22 protein-coding genes are annotated in these 13,914 nt (G+C 45.7%); 21 read left to right on the top strand and 1 reads right to left on the bottom strand.

The window, feature by feature from the left end; all coding sequences use genetic code 11:
* From Q0256_RS02530 to Q0256_RS02485, 10 genes are all read left to right on the top strand, one after another.
* Positions 1–746 (top strand): Mu-like prophage major head subunit gpT family protein (locus tag Q0256_RS02530; protein WP_297959757.1); only part of this gene is annotated, 746 nt, incomplete at its 5' end.
* 195 nt (positions 747–941) lie between these two features.
* Positions 942–1,247, top strand: coding sequence for a hypothetical protein (locus Q0256_RS02525; protein ID WP_297950721.1), 306 nt, complete (start codon positions 942–944; stop codon positions 1,245–1,247).
* Positions 1,248–1,263: 16 nt separating this feature from the next.
* On the top strand, positions 1,264–1,992 hold the full coding sequence (locus Q0256_RS02520; protein WP_297959755.1) for a hypothetical protein: 729 nt from the start codon (positions 1,264–1,266) through the stop codon (positions 1,990–1,992).
* A gap of 10 nt (positions 1,993–2,002) precedes the next feature.
* Positions 2,003–2,311, top strand: coding sequence for a hypothetical protein (locus Q0256_RS02515; protein WP_297959754.1), 309 nt, complete (start codon positions 2,003–2,005; stop codon positions 2,309–2,311).
* Positions 2,262–2,504 carry a hypothetical protein gene (locus Q0256_RS02510; protein ID WP_297959752.1) on the top strand — a complete coding sequence of 81 codons (243 nt, stop codon included), beginning with the start codon at positions 2,262–2,264 and terminating at the stop codon, positions 2,502–2,504. Before Q0256_RS02515 ends, Q0256_RS02510 begins: the two co-directional genes overlap by 50 nt.
* Entirely contained in the window at positions 2,501–2,689 is a 189-nt protein-coding gene (locus Q0256_RS02505) for a hypothetical protein (RefSeq protein WP_297959750.1), read from the top strand. The genes Q0256_RS02510 and Q0256_RS02505 overlap by 4 nt, the downstream gene beginning before the upstream one ends.
* 3 nt (positions 2,690–2,692) lie before the next feature.
* Complete coding sequence (locus Q0256_RS02500; RefSeq protein WP_297959748.1) at positions 2,693–2,995, top strand: hypothetical protein; 303 nt, start codon at positions 2,693–2,695, stop codon at positions 2,993–2,995.
* Positions 2,992–3,333 (top strand): hypothetical protein, encoded by a 342-nt coding sequence (locus Q0256_RS02495; RefSeq protein WP_297959746.1) that lies wholly within the window; start codon positions 2,992–2,994, stop codon positions 3,331–3,333. The genes Q0256_RS02500 and Q0256_RS02495 overlap by 4 nt, the downstream gene beginning before the upstream one ends.
* A gap of 8 nt (positions 3,334–3,341) precedes the next feature.
* A complete protein-coding gene (locus Q0256_RS02490) occupies positions 3,342–3,596 on the top strand; it encodes a hypothetical protein (protein WP_297959745.1) in 255 nt (84 codons plus the stop codon).
* A 32-nt stretch (positions 3,597–3,628) separates the two neighbouring features.
* Positions 3,629–3,835 carry a hypothetical protein gene (locus Q0256_RS02485; protein ID WP_297959743.1) on the top strand — a complete coding sequence of 69 codons (207 nt, stop codon included), beginning with the start codon at positions 3,629–3,631 and terminating at the stop codon, positions 3,833–3,835.
* Between the two features lie 3 nt (positions 3,836–3,838).
* On the opposite strand, the gene Q0256_RS02480 is transcribed toward Q0256_RS02485, so the two are convergent.
* Complete coding sequence (locus tag Q0256_RS02480; protein WP_297959741.1) at positions 3,839–4,132, bottom strand: hypothetical protein; 294 nt, start codon at positions 4,130–4,132, stop codon at positions 3,839–3,841.
* 272 nt (positions 4,133–4,404) lie between these two features.
* Between Q0256_RS02480 and Q0256_RS02475 the strand changes: the two genes are divergently transcribed.
* From Q0256_RS02475 to Q0256_RS02425, 11 genes are read left to right on the top strand one after another with little or no spacing between them, the layout of a single operon-like run.
* Positions 4,405–7,434: a hypothetical protein gene (locus tag Q0256_RS02475; protein ID WP_297959739.1), complete on the top strand. Its 3,030-nt coding sequence runs from the start codon at positions 4,405–4,407 to the stop codon at positions 7,432–7,434.
* A complete protein-coding gene (locus tag Q0256_RS02470) occupies positions 7,431–7,799 on the top strand; it encodes a hypothetical protein (RefSeq protein WP_297959737.1) in 369 nt (122 codons plus the stop codon). Before Q0256_RS02475 ends, Q0256_RS02470 begins: the two co-directional genes overlap by 4 nt.
* A 45-nt stretch (positions 7,800–7,844) precedes the next feature.
* Positions 7,845–8,423 (top strand): hypothetical protein, encoded by a 579-nt coding sequence (locus Q0256_RS02465; RefSeq protein ID WP_297959735.1) that lies wholly within the window; start codon positions 7,845–7,847, stop codon positions 8,421–8,423.
* Complete coding sequence (locus tag Q0256_RS02460; protein WP_297959733.1) at positions 8,416–8,760, top strand: hypothetical protein; 345 nt, start codon at positions 8,416–8,418, stop codon at positions 8,758–8,760. The genes Q0256_RS02465 and Q0256_RS02460 overlap by 8 nt, the downstream gene beginning before the upstream one ends.
* Positions 8,754–10,130, top strand: a complete 1,377-nt coding sequence (locus Q0256_RS02455; protein ID WP_297959731.1) for a hypothetical protein — start codon at positions 8,754–8,756, stop codon at positions 10,128–10,130. The genes Q0256_RS02460 and Q0256_RS02455 overlap by 7 nt, the downstream gene beginning before the upstream one ends.
* A gap of 2 nt (positions 10,131–10,132) precedes the next feature.
* Positions 10,133–10,744: a hypothetical protein gene (locus Q0256_RS02450; RefSeq protein ID WP_297959729.1), complete on the top strand. Its 612-nt coding sequence runs from the start codon at positions 10,133–10,135 to the stop codon at positions 10,742–10,744.
* Between the two features lies 1 nt (position 10,745).
* Positions 10,746–11,906, top strand: a complete 1,161-nt coding sequence (locus tag Q0256_RS02445) for a hypothetical protein (protein WP_297959727.1) — start codon at positions 10,746–10,748, stop codon at positions 11,904–11,906.
* Positions 11,903–12,256: a hypothetical protein gene (locus tag Q0256_RS02440; protein WP_297959725.1), complete on the top strand. Its 354-nt coding sequence runs from the start codon at positions 11,903–11,905 to the stop codon at positions 12,254–12,256. The genes Q0256_RS02445 and Q0256_RS02440 overlap by 4 nt, the downstream gene beginning before the upstream one ends.
* Positions 12,244–12,402, top strand: coding sequence for a hypothetical protein (locus tag Q0256_RS02435; RefSeq protein ID WP_297959723.1), 159 nt, complete (start codon positions 12,244–12,246; stop codon positions 12,400–12,402). Before Q0256_RS02440 ends, Q0256_RS02435 begins: the two co-directional genes overlap by 13 nt.
* Positions 12,403–12,458: 56 nt before the next feature.
* Positions 12,459–12,875, top strand: coding sequence for a DUF5675 family protein (locus Q0256_RS02430; protein WP_297959721.1), 417 nt, complete (start codon positions 12,459–12,461; stop codon positions 12,873–12,875).
* A 22-nt stretch (positions 12,876–12,897) separates the two neighbouring features.
* Complete coding sequence (locus Q0256_RS02425; protein WP_297959759.1) at positions 12,898–13,686, top strand: DNA adenine methylase; 789 nt, start codon at positions 12,898–12,900, stop codon at positions 13,684–13,686.
* Positions 13,687–13,914: the final 228 nt, after the last annotated feature.

The following is a 13,914-nucleotide window of genomic DNA, read 5'->3' as shown; positions in this document are numbered from 1 at the left end:
AGAAATATGTTTGGCTGGGTAACTTTCCGATGATGAAAGAGTGGGTCGGCGATAGAGATATCAAAAAGTTCAAGGATTATGGCTATGCGCTAGAAAATCAGCCTTTCGAAGCTAGCGTTACGGTGCCAAATACTCATCTTGAATATGACAAAGTCGGGCTCTATAAACCTGCGATCGAACAGATGGCGTTCAATGCGAAAAAATTCGGCGGCGCGCTGGTAGCGAAGATCCTCGCGACTGCAGCCGATTCGGCAAAAGGCAAATGCTACGACGGCAAGGCGTTTTTTGCCGCCGACCATGCATCTGGTAGTGATACCTATGCAAATAGCGGCACCGGCGCGCTGGATACGGCGCATCTTTTGGCCGCGGAGGCCTATATGATCAGCATTAAAGGCGACACCGGGCAAGCCCTGGGCGTAAGTCCGACACATCTAATCTGCGGCCCTAAAAACCTTGCCGCGGCGATTACTGCGGTAAATAAGGAGCATTTAACCGCAGGCGAAACAAACCCTACTTTTAAGCGCTATAGCTTGCTCGTTTTACCTGAAATTACGGGTACCGAGTGGTATTTGATGGATCTAGGCAAACCGGTTCGCCCTTTTGTGCTTCAAGTTGCAAAAGATGGCGTCTTTGAGAGCAGCGACGATCATAAATTTATGAAAGACGCTGCACTATTTGGCTGCAAAAGCTTTATGAATGCAGGATACGCGTTATGGCAACTTGCCTATATGTCCACCGGCAAGTAAGTTTGAGTGCCAATGGACGGGGCTAACTTACAGGCAAAACCGCTGAAAATTTTAAAATTTTGCGAAGCAAAATTTCTGAAACTTTAGGTGGGTCGAGGGAGCGCCTGCGCTCCCCGTCGCAGGGCGGGCTTGGCTCGCCCGAGAAATCAAAATAGGAGACAAATATGCATTATTGTGCGGAGGATTTTTTAGAAGATGGACGAGGAATTTCTAAGCAGAGCGAGGCAGAGTCTATTCAACAAGGCGGAAGTGAGCGAAGCTCTAGCGAAGCGAGCGATGGAGGAAGCCAGAGCGCTGAGCAAGAAAAAGGCGATTCCGAAACCCTCGCTAATGGATCTGGCGATGTTTCGACTCAAGCTACTACTGAAAATAGAGCCGACGCAGCTGGATCAGATACTGGCAAACGAAGCTCTAAAAGAAGCGGCAGCGATAAAAAATGACGACGGCAGCGGCGGGATAATCAAAAGCGGGCAGCGCAAGAGCGAGCTAAATCAAATTTAAAACAAAGGAGAAAAATATGGCTAGTAGTAGCGATTACGTAACCCTCGGCGGCGGCAAACTCTATATTGACGTCTATAAAGAGGGCAAACCTACGGGCAGATTTGAATACTTCGGGCTCAGCTCGGAGGTAAGCATAAAGACCGAGCTTGAGAAGCTAGAGCATACCAACACTGAGGGGGCAACGCAGGCGATAGATAAGACTATCGTAAAAAGCCAAAGTGCGAGTATGAGCTTTAAAAGTGATGAAATTTCGATAAAGAATTTAGCCAGAGCCTATTTTGGCGAAACGTCGCAAAGCGAAAAAACGGCTAACGTTAAAATTACCGACGCCAAAGCGGGCGAAATCGTCGATCTAGGAGCCGTAGGCGGCAATCTTAGTGCCACCGTAGGCGGAGGCGGCACCGCTCCAAAAAAGGATGAGGACTATAAGTATCACGCAAATAGCGGTATAGTCGAATTTCTAAAAGATATTTCCGGAGAGGTTACTTTGGCGCTGAGCGCCAGTATCCAAAAGGAGAAGATGAGCGCCTTTAAAAACAGCAAACTGGAGTGCGCGCTTATGTTTATCGGCGAGGCGGCGACGGGAAGCGCGATGAAGGCGACTTTTTATAAATGCTCCTTAAGAGCGGACGGAGATTTTGCACTTAAAGGCGATGATTGGCTTTCTATCAGTTTCAGCGTCGATATTCTCAAAGACGAAACCCGTGCGGCTGGGAATCAATTCTTTGAAATTTGCGCTCTTTAAGGAGAGGGTCATGCCTTTTTTGAACGTGCGGGCTTTGGGTTACGCTCTAATTGCGGTCTGCGTGCTAAGCACAGCATGGATTACGAAGCTGAAATTTGAAATTTCGTCTCTTAATAATGCCTACGCTTCAAAGCAGGCGGAAGCTCAAAGCTGCGCGGCAAGCCTAAGCTTACAAAATGCAGCGATAAAGTCGCTGCAAATCAGGGCAAGTGGGCTAAACGAGGATAAAATTAAGAGCGTTTCAAAAATTTACATAAAGGACAAGAGCTGTGAGAGTGAACTGCGGGCATATAAAATGCTTTTTGATAGTGCTTTTTAGCGTCTTTATGCTTGCAGGCTGCGGGGCAAAAGAGCCGCAGATAAAGCAGGTATTCATCCCCGTAAAATGCAACCTAAAAATGCCGCTACGCCCCGCCGAAAGCTCGGATTTCGAGGCGCACAAGGCGCTAATGGCATACTTTCTAAAGTGCGAACAGATCGCAAAAGATTGCACACAGGGAGCGAATGAATGAGACCCGTTCTGCTCTATCTACTGCGCGCGGTGCTTTTGGTGATTTTCAATTTAGAGCTTTTTGCGCTACTTGAGCTTTTTATCCGCAATACGAATGCGCTATTTTTGGCGTGGTCGTGCTGCATAGGCATTAGCGGAGCACTTACGGCGTCTCCTGGGCGCTTGAGCCCACACGGCAAAGCATGAGAAATGGAGTATCTAGCTTATGTCTGTGCCGTCGGCGTCGCAGGCAGCATAGTAGCATGGTTTAGGCGGCCTTCCGCAACCGAAAAATCGCCGGCGGTAGCGCTGCGCTCGTTTTTTACGAGGCTTTGCGACGGCTGTTTTAGCGCCTATATCATTTATGAGATCGCGTTTTTTTATGCCAAGGATATGCGCCTAGCTCTCGCAATCTGCGGGATAGGAGCGTTTAAAGGAAGCGGGATTTTAGATTTGGCGACAAGCTTTTTTAAAGAGAAATTTACTCTAAGAGACGATGAGGAGCCAAAATGAAAGAGACGCTGGAGTATTTAAAATCTAAGCTAAATCTTACGGCGGTAGCGAATACGGCGCTTATAGATCAAAACGGCGATTATCTGATTTTTAGCGGCTTTGAGAGAATTAGCGCGAACGAAACTAGCCTGAAGTTTCAAATCGTTTTAGCGCGCAACACTTTAGATTGCGAAATTTACGGAATTTTAGATGAGATCATGGCGCTTAGCGACAAGCTTTTAAAAGATGAGGCAGAAAGGCGTGTCATCATCTTAAAAAGTGCCGAGACGCGTTTTATAAGTGAAAGCCTATACGCCTACATTTTTGATCTAAATTTCCCTATAAAACGAGTTAAATAGGAGTGAGAATGGATCTGTTTAAAAAAAAGACGTTGAAAAACGGCATTACGATTAGAGAATTATCCATCGGATTAATTTATAAAATTCAATCGGGCATCATCAAAAACGACGATATAGCCGAAATTTTAAAGCAGTGCTGCGATCTTAGCGCAGATAAGATTGAAAACCTAGGCTATAGCGCCGCAAATGAGCTTTACGAGGAGATTTTGCGCCTAACCTACGGCGATCTTACCGCAAGCGACGAGGGCGGTAAAAAAAAATAGCCTATTGGATCTGCTACCTGCTAAAGCACGGCTTGGCTAGAGCGTGGGAGCTTCCTTTTAGCTTTGCAAAAGAGGCGATAGAGGGCTTTTCGCAGATAGAGGCTCAAGGGCTAAAAGAAATTTCTGCGGCGGTTAGGATCGCGCGCTTCGCGGACGATCGGACATTTAAAAAATTTATGAGCGAGGGAAGGGATGAAAGAAGCGGTATCGAAAGGCTTAAAGAGTTTGCTAAAGCTTGATTTTTACGCGCACCGCGTAAAGCTTATCCCGCTTTTTTGCGACAGCTCGCGCACAAAAGGCTCGTCTTTAGGCGAAATCCTAACTTCGGCTCGCTGCTCGCGGCTAAATTTATCTATATTTTTAAATATAAAATCTATCTCCGAGCGGCTTAGGCGCTTTTGTGCTTCGATTTTTGCGGCAATCCTTTGCGCCTTTTTGCGCGCAAAATACTCTTTTAACTGCGTCGCTATCACAAGGCACATTAAAAAGCCAAACAAGCCTTCGCCGTTTTTACCTTCGAAACCGAATAGATCCATTTGCTCGTCTCCTGAAAGTATATTATATCAAAAATTAAGCAAGGATGATAAAGCAAACGAAGCTAATGAATTTAAAAAGACTGCTGAAAATTTTAAATTCCTCTGCGCAGAATCGAATTCTGCTGCAATTCTCGGGGGACAAGAAGGGAGCTACTTGCGAGGCGCCCCCTTCTTATCCCCCAAACCCCCAATTAGCCCCGGCACGCTCAAAGTGGCGAGCCTGTGGCTCGCGTTAATGCGCTGCGCGCGAGAAGTAAAATATAGGATAAAGAATGGCTGATTTGAAGATAAAAATAGGCGTCGAAGCGGACGCCAGCGGCGCCGAAAAGGTCAAAAAAGGGCTATCGGACGTAGAGGCTGCCGCGCAAAAGGCAAGCAAAAGCACGGGCGTGCTGAAAAGCGCGCTAGATGGGATTAAATCCGACGCGTTTGCGAATTTGACAATCTCGCTGCGCGGGCTCAGCTCGGTTATATCTAGCGCTACTCAGGGCGTTAGGGAGTTTATCGCCGCCGGGCTAGAAAACAACACCACTATAGAGAATTTAAATGCTCGGCTAAGAAGCCTGATAAATGTCGCGGAAAAAAGCGGCAAGCTCGATCCGTTTGAAAAATGGAAGCTTAGCGGACAAAAGGCGAGCGCGGCTCTTGAGGAGCTTAAAAAGCTCGATAGCGAGCTAGATTTCAGCTCCAGCGATCTAGCCGCGATGTTTACGAGCTTTTACTCTACCGCCAGCTCAAATATGAGCCTAGAAAAGGCTCTCGCGCTGTTTCGCAATATCTCATACGCAGCCCAAAGCTCGGGGGCTGATGTAAACTCCCTAAAAGCGACGCTAGATAGCGTGGGCGCAGGCATTATCCAAACAAATACCGACTTTGGGCGATTTTTGAAGTCCTTGGGGTTGCAGACCGAAAGCCTAAAAAGTGCGATAGAAAACGGATCGTTTTTCGATGTGATGAACGAAAAGCTTAAAATTTTCGGCGAGCAAGCCTCCTTTAGCGCTCCGAAATTTGAAGCCCTGGTACGCTCTTATAAAGCAAGTATGGCGGAACTTCAAGGAGAGGCTACTAAGCCTTTGTTTGAGGGGCTTAAAAATTCCTTTGCCGAAATAAATGAGTATCTCTCAAACGATGCGACACTTAGGCAGGCTTTAGCGAGCTTCGGCGAGGGCATAAATGAGATCGCAAGCGGTATTTTCAACAAAGATACCTTCGAAGCTGCCGCTAATGCTGCGGCGCTGCTTGCAAACTCCATAGGCTCGCTTATAAAAGCAGCCTCCGCTTTAAGCGATATAGCTATGCCCGATTGGCTTGCCGGAGAAAAGGATGCAGGAGTTTTTTCTACCGCGGCAAAGGGGCTCGGGGAACTCGCCGAGGCTTTCAATAACATATTTTATATCCCCGCAAATCTTAAATTTGACCTGCCTTCCTATATGCTCAAAGCAACGCAAAATACCAATGATTTTCGCTCAAGCTTAGCAAATTTAGGCGTAGAATTAGAAAAGACGGGCAATGTATGGAACCTAGGCAAAAATGAAAATTTAAGCACGGAAGCCGCCGCAAAAGGGATAGCCGCCGCAGATGAAGCGCTTAGGGGACTTAGAGCAAGCCTTGAGGAGCTAAAAGAGGTAAAGCTTGATAAGGTCGTAGAAGCGGACGCAAGAGGCCAGATTGAACTGCAGATCAATCAAATAGAGAGACTTAAGCAGGGTCTTACCTCTATGGTGGATGCGCGCGAGGCGGCAAATAATGCGATTATAAATGACAATAAAAGGCTTTTAAACGAGTTTTTAAAAGATGCGGATGCGCGTATAAAAAGCCATGACCGCACGATTGCCTCACTGCTTGCAAAGGAGCAAAGCTACAACTCGCAGCTAGAAAAGATGGCGCAGCAGCGGGTGGGCATAGAGGAGAAATACGCCCGCAGCCGTGAGAGCTTGGAATTTAGCGCTGCAGAAAAAATCCGCCTAGCCAATCAAGCGGGGATGAGCGAAGAGGCGAAATTTAACGATGACCGCTTGGCCCTATCCCGCTCACTTAGCGCAGCCAAAGAAGCGCTCAATAATAAAGATCTGGAAAGCTTCAAGCGCTATGCCGATCAAGCCGCGAAAATCAACGATAGCTTGGGCGCACAAAAGAGCTTAGGAAGCGGCAAAAACGCGCAAACTATCAATAGGGCGGCAGATTATAGAAATACCGTAAATGAAATTTTGGCGCTAAATCTAAGCGCAAACGAGATGCAAAAGAATGCCGATCTTGCTGCTCATGACGCCAAGATGGCAAATATTGCCGCCGAAAAAGCGGCGGTAGAGGCTAGCTTGCAGAGTGAAAAAGCACTCTACAACGAGCTAATTGCACTAAAACAAAGAGCTGCAGAGGGCAAGATAGATTTTAGCGCCGAGGGGTTTGAGGAAGTAAAAACCAAAATCGCCGAGCTTAAAGACGCAATGAACGGAGGAGCTAGCATCAAAATAACCGCGGACGACGCGGCGGCTCAGGAAGCGAAAAAAAGCCTGCAAGCTCCAAGCTCAAGCATCCATACGATCGATCCGGATGCTAAAGCAGCGCAAAAGACGATCGAGGCTCTTAAAAGGCCCACATCATCGGTCCATACGATCCACGTCAAAACCATAGGCGGAGGCAAGATAAAAGGCACGAATGCCGCAGCTTTCGCTAGCGGCGGAGCGGTGGAACTTTTTAGGCGATATAGCGGCAAGATCGCCGGACATGATACCGCAGGCAGGGATGATGTGCCTGCGCTACTAAGCAGGGGTGAGTTTATTCAAAACGTCAAAGCCGTAGACTACTACGGCGCTAAATTTTTTGCACGGCTAAACGCTAGAGCGATCCCAAAAGAGAAGTTAGCCCGCTTCGCTAGCGGCGGACTTGTATTAGCTCGCCAAAACAGCGAGTTTATGCAAAGAATAGATATGAGCGTAAGCTCCGCAGACGTTAGGAGGCTAGCCAATAGGCTCTCCGATAAATTCTATGCGATGATCGATAAAAGGCTTTTTAGAAACGGGCTCGACGCCGTTAGGTCATGGAATAAGCAATATCCGGGATTTTTTAAGATTAAAGGAAACGATTATTTTACGAATTTCCGCGCTCTTGCCGAGGATCTGTTATCTCGGGCTAAGCAGGGTCTGAATATAGAGGGTTACGCCGCCGAGTTTATAAAGCCGAATGCCGCTGCTGCTAAAAATGTAAATTTAAACTTCAATCTAGGCGGAGCGAGCTACAAAGCTCAAACCGACGAAGACACCGCAGCAGCGCTTCAAAGGTATCTAAAAGGAGCCGGAGTATGAGATTAAAAGCCGTAGAAAACGTAAAACTCGACGAGCCTTTGTTTTTACAAGACGAGTTTAGAAATTACTCGCTAACAGCGGCAAGCGAGACCGCTATAAGCGGAGCGGAGATAGTATTTTTAAGGGAGCGCAAAAACAGAGCCCTCGTATTTTCCAGTGATGAGATCGCATGGCAAAGCAAAGCCTGCATAGACGCCCTGATCGCTCTAGCCGAAAGCTCTGCTGATAGCGAGCTTGTGCTGCTAACTGATACGGGACAAATCAGAGCAAGGTTTGATTATACGGATGCCGCGGTGAGTGCCGAACCGCTTTTTAAAAGCGCAGAGCCGCTCTTTTATCTGACGCTTAAATTCAGAGAGGTTTAAAAATTTTGCGAAAAGTCAAATTTATAAAAAAGGAGACCCAGTTTAATGGCAACGAATATAAATTTTTATAAAAACGAGGAATGCACTCAGGCGGTATCTACGGGGGATAGACCGTTTCCGGATCCTGCGATTTCGATTTTGGCCCCCTCGTCAAAAATCGACGAAGTAACGATCTATGCAAAAATTACGGATCTCGCCGCTACCTTTTATCCGCATATAACTCTAATCTATGAAAAGCGTAATATAGAGTATCTAGGCGCAAGCGTCGGAGGAACCGAGATGAAAATATTCGAAGTAAGCGGCGAGGGAAAAGACGCATTAGAGTTTAATTCCTTAAGCGGCGGTATGCCGACCGAGGGGGAATGTTATGCTTTTTCAGGCACGACAAACGCCTTGCGAGTAGATAAGGTAAATGGTAATAAAATAAGCTTTACGGGCGAGGATCTATCCTATATCAAAAAGGGGGAGCTCGCCTTTCTTTTGCTTCCTTTATTTGAAAGCGGACCTTCTGCGAGTAAGGCGGTGCATGCCGTCAAACTTATCAGGCGGGTAAGCTTTGCCGACGTTACGAAGCGGGTGGATTTCCGCTATTATTTATCGGCGTATTGGAGCGATCGTGCATAGACTCAAGCTAGGATATAAGATAGAAATTTCACAAACCCGTCCATGGATGAGATATTGCGATAGATATACGGATAAGTATCTGAATATGTTAATATTTAGAGCCGCGGAGCTGAAGCGAGTTGCCGCGAATTTTTATCTAGCTACCAACGGCGATAAGGAAGGAAGTGCGCAATACGACTTTAAGCTAGCCGTGTATAAGGCAAAAATTTATAGCTCTAAAATCGAGGGAATCTTTATTTTAAAGTCCGATATTCACTCAAAAACGCTTGCCTTTTGCTGGAGAAATAGAGCTTACCGCCCCACTTCTTTGATTTATAAAAGGGTGGAGCAATGGTAGTAGAATACGGTTTTAAGGTCTTTGCTTTCAGAGATGGCGCAAAAAGCGAGCTTCGTGGTATCAGTGAGCTGAGTATTTGCAGCGAGGAGGGCGAGCTGCAAGCGACGGCGTCTTTGAAAATCGCCGCTTCCTCCCTATCCGCCCCAATAGATGAAATTTTAATCAGCTGCTCGCATTTCAAAGATTGCCTTTTCGAGGTTAGCGAAATTTTAAGCGTAGATGCAAATTTTAAAAAGCTTGTCGCTAAAACCCCGCTTCGTTTGCCGCAAAATATATCCAGCCTAAAGGATCTCGCCTCTCTTACAGATAAAGTAAGCTTTCTTTGCGATGCACCACAAGATACGCCGCTAACGGGGCTTTCGTATTCGGATGCATCGTCGCTAGCCGGAGCGTTAGAGGGCATAGGGCTTAGCTTTTGGGCGAACGATCTAGGAATTTTCATAAGCGATAAATTTTATATCGCTAAACCCGCCGTGAGCGCGGCGGAGTTTAACGAGGATAATATAATAGATTTTAATCTTAGCCTTGGCGCGCCGCAAAACATCGATACGATAACTTTTAACGACAAAAACGAGGATATCTATTCCGAAGCCGGGCTTACTGCGGTAATCGATCCCGATCCCCACCCGGTAACCCCGAGGGAGGTTTTAAGATATAAAGACGACGAAAACGGCGATGTTTACGTAATCTCTCCGCTTCGCGCGGTAGGTAAAATTTTCGCAACCCCCGCTTGGGAGGCAAAAGATATTAGCCTAAACGCGCCTAACGCCTCTTTCTTCGCGGATTATCGCGCGGTGGAGGAGTTTGAGCTGAGCGAGGATATCTGCGTAAAGCTTACGGGCTTTATTAAAAAACTAATAGCTGTAAGCCTTGACGGAACGCCGCTGCAATTTAGCGAGCAAACGGCGCAAGAGCAGCACGGCAATATCTATAAAGATAATGTGCTTTGCTTCGAGGGCCCTTTAAGCGGAACGCTAAAGGTAGCTTATGAAAGCAATATCTATCTTTTCATATGCCCTGCTCGCGATCTCCCCTCCGCCCTAAATATAAAAGCGGAGTATAAAAATTTGCAAATAGATCATTTGCATAAATACGAGATTACGAAGTTTTATCCTAAAGGCTATACCCATACCTTTAGCCTGATGCGTGATTTTGACGTAGATAGTGCGCTTATCGCGCACGCCGGCTTTAAGCTCGGCACGCAAAGCTTTAGTGCCGATCCTTTCGGGGAGGTGGAGATTAAATTTAGTGATTACGGAGCCTATAAGCTAGAGCTATATTTAGACGGAAAGTTAGAGAAAACAATGAATATCGGCTATTTCGCAAACGAATTTAGCTGCGATTTCAATGAAATTAAAGAGAAGGATTAAAGATGGCTGAAACATTTGACGTAATGATGTATAAAGATGCCGCTTGCGAAAAGGCATTAAAGCTAAATTCGAAAGATCTAAATTTGGATTTCAGCTTAAGTCATAGCATTTTCAATGGACGTACGAAAGGCGGCGCCATAGGTCCTAGAGGGCGCTTCATCGTCTGGGCAAAAGCGCTAAATCCCGTAGCTAGGGTATATTGTGCCGTGATAGGTAGAGACTATTCGACCTTACTTAATTTTGACGAGGATGCCTTTCAAGGCAGGATCAATATATTAGAGGGAGGAAGGATAGGCGAAAAAGATATAACTATGCTACTTGGGTTAGTAAAGTATTCATCTTCGCCCGATGCGCAAAGCCCCTCCATAACGCTTTATAGCTTCAAAGCCCCGCTATTTTTTGTCGATAATAGAGGTAGCAGGGTATATCGCCTTGAAGCTGTAGATAGTGCTGGCAATCTTACCTTTTCAGGCGAAAAGCCTTCCGAAAGAGAGGAAATTTTTTGGCTGAAAGATATAGGAGATTGCAGCTCACCTACACCCATTAGTGTAGAGCTCACCGACAGTAGCGGCGACATTTACAAAAGTATGAGTATTTTGCTTATGTGGGGCTAAGATGGAGTTTATAGCAGACGAAAGCAATGGCGGATATAGGGGGCAGACCAAAGAGTGGATCAAGCTCGAACTTATTAATGGCGCGGTTAGTAGGAAATACTACAAGGCACTGCAAGGTGCATATCTCGTGCCTCTAGGCGGCAAAAAGCCCGGGCATAATAAAAAACCAGTAGGGCAGAGCTACGACGCTTATTCTTTAGGAGAATACCGCTATTATTTAGACGCGGGAGGTTGGTGGCCGATAAAAAACTCCGAAGATATTGTCGAGTTCGTATCCATCGCAACAGACGCAAGCGGTCGCAGGCAGTATCACGATACCTACGATCCAAACCCTGATAATCTCATCATAATCTGCGATGACGGATATAAGATCCGCATAAAGGAGATATTTCGCTTTATCTTAAGCAAAGAGGATTTCTTTTTAATCCCAAATGATGACGGAAGTACGACTAGACTCCCACCTTTTCTTGATTTTGTAAAGAAAGGAAGAGGTAGTGATTACTTCAAGATCGTAAAAAGCATGCTTCAAACCGATAGGGTCTTTTTCTGCCAAAATCCACAAGGCAAAAGCGATAATTTCATTAAAAGAGCTTTTGGCTTTGAGCGAGCCAAGCGTGCGTTAAAAAAGAAATTTTTAGCTATGGTTAGCCTGCACTCTCTTTTAGGGGATAAAGCCTTGGAACACCCTGCGCTTCCAGGTTATACGACGGCGCTTAGCCTGTTTATCAAAAAGGATAATAAGCTTCGGATAGAAATATATTATATCGGGCTAGAAACGCGCGGCGATGTGGGCTTTGCTCACAAGGTGCGTGAATATACCTACAAAGAGGAAATTACTCTCAAGGACGAGCTAACCGAAATCGTATTATGGGCGGATGATAGAACCATAAATTATTACGAAAGATGGTGGGGTATAGGGATTTTTTCGCAAAGCAGAATCCCTAAGAAAAAAACTATAGAAAGCCTTATGTATCAGGAATTTGTTAGGTTGCAAGCGCCTAGTCGGTATAAAAATATCCGCGAGAAACTGGATGCGGATCTATTTTTGAACGATTATAACGCTCCTGCATACGTCTATAATATGACTGGCGCACGTTGGCAAGGAGATGATTTAGAGGCGTTAAAAAAGTGGTATTGGTATTCTTGGAAGGAGGAGAAATGACGCAGATCAAAGGAAATGAGAAAAAAAGTGCCAGAGCAGCAGTGAAGTTTCTATTTGACCGAAGCGATGAGCTGCGCGGTCAAATAAAGCTCGATCTGGATCAGGACGAGCGCATCATAGAGGCTTATGCCCGCAGGTATTTTTTGGACCACGGCGCGCGCGTAAGCGAGGTTAGTTTGCGTGCTCCGCTTCAAAGCGTGCGCACAGGCGATATCATAAAGATAGATATGCCCCGTTATAGCGTGCCTGCAGCACCCGGAGAGGATAGATTTATCGTCACGGCGGTAGAGACTCGCGTCACGGCTAGCGGCGCATTCGTAAGCATAACGGCAAAAAGGTGGGATTTTTAATGGGGCTAAAGCAGACGATAAAAAATATGATACGCGCGCAGATAAAAAGCGATACGCCTAAGCAAGGTAGCGGATATAAGGTGCTAGTGCGCAAAACTGGCGAGGCGGTAAAAAAAGTCAAATTTATAAATAAATTTAGCTTTTGAATTTTTTGCTCGTAGGCGAGCTTAGCTCGCCCGAGAAGTAAATTTAAGGAGGATTTATGGTCTTGGAAATTACCAGGTTCAAGGAGATTGATGATATGACGCTAGGGCGCTTCATATTGCGCGACGGCGAAAAAGAGGTGCTAAAAGGATATACCTGCGAGCCTGCGGGCCCCGATACCACGCAGAGCGGCATGGATAGACGCATACCGCAAGGAAGGTATCAGATAGCCTGGCACGATAGTCCGAAATTTAGAGTTCGTCTGCCGCTTTTATGGAATGAGCTGGTGCCAAAAACTCGCTGCATCTTGATCCATTCTGGCAACAACGGACGCAATACCGAGGGCTGCGTGCTACTGGGTTCATCTTTGGGCGCACACGGAGTGAAAGACTCCCGTGCGGCTTTAAGTGCACTGCTTGCCGCCGTAAAAGGGCAAGAATTTGCAGTACAGATAATAAATCAGATAGGAGAATAAATGAGTTTTTCAAATAATATGAATAACACCCCAAAAAAATGGGGGGGGGGTAAATAAACCCCTCCACGCTCCCTTTGCCTGGGTGGGCGGCAAGAGCAAGCTAGCGGCGCAGATCATACCTCTAATGGCTCCGCATCAAAAATATATCGAGGTATTCGGCGGGGCCCTATCGGTTTTTTACCGAAAGGAGCCTTCAAAGATTGAAATTTTAAACGACATAAACGGCGACCTCATAAACCTACACCGAATAATCCAAACTAGACCGCAGAGCCTAAACTCGTGTCTTAACGGGCTCTTAAGAAGCAGAGAGATCTTTTATGCTATCAAGCACAGAACCATTAAACCGCGCAATAAGATAGAAGCGGCGGCGTTTTTCTACTTCCAAATTGTGGCAAGCTTCGGCGCAAAGGGTGAGCACTTCGCTATGCCAAAAGGTCGCAGCGCTAAGAATATATATAGAGATTTTCGCGTTTATTCGTGCAGACTTAGACGAGCCACGATCGAAAATTTAAGCTACGAGAAGCTTATTAAAGAATATGATAGCGAGGATAGCCTCTTTTACTTAGATCCTCCGTATGTCGGCACCGAAAATTATTACAAAACGGCAGGCGGATTTAGCAAGCAAGATCACGAAGCTTTGGCTGAAATTTTACGAGGTATCAAAGGCAAATTTATGCTTAGCTACAACGATTGCGAGCTAGTGCGAGAGCTTTATAAAGGTTTCAATCTTAAGGAGCTAAAGATCAGCTACAGCCTTAATAATGCAGCAGAGCGAAAGAGTAGTAAGGAGCTTTTGATTATGAATTATTGAGGATTAAAGGCTTTTTAAACGTCCTTTATACTAAACTTTTTAAAGGTGTTTTAAAGCCGTTTTAAATAAAAATTTACGTTTCAAATCAAAGTGGAAAGTTGCCCGAATTTGCCCCACTTTGATTTTAAGCGTGAATTCACTTTGATTTGAAAAGCGGTTTTACAGCTACTTAAAATTGAATTTAATTTCTTTCCTTGGCTAAAAAGATTTTCTACAGAAGAATTACCT

The organism is uncultured Campylobacter sp. (genome assembly GCF_937949835.1).
GTDB lineage: Bacteria > Campylobacterota > Campylobacteria > Campylobacterales > Campylobacteraceae > Campylobacter_B.
Note: the sequence above shows the minus strand (reverse complement) of the source record. Positions and strands in the feature narration are given on the sequence as shown.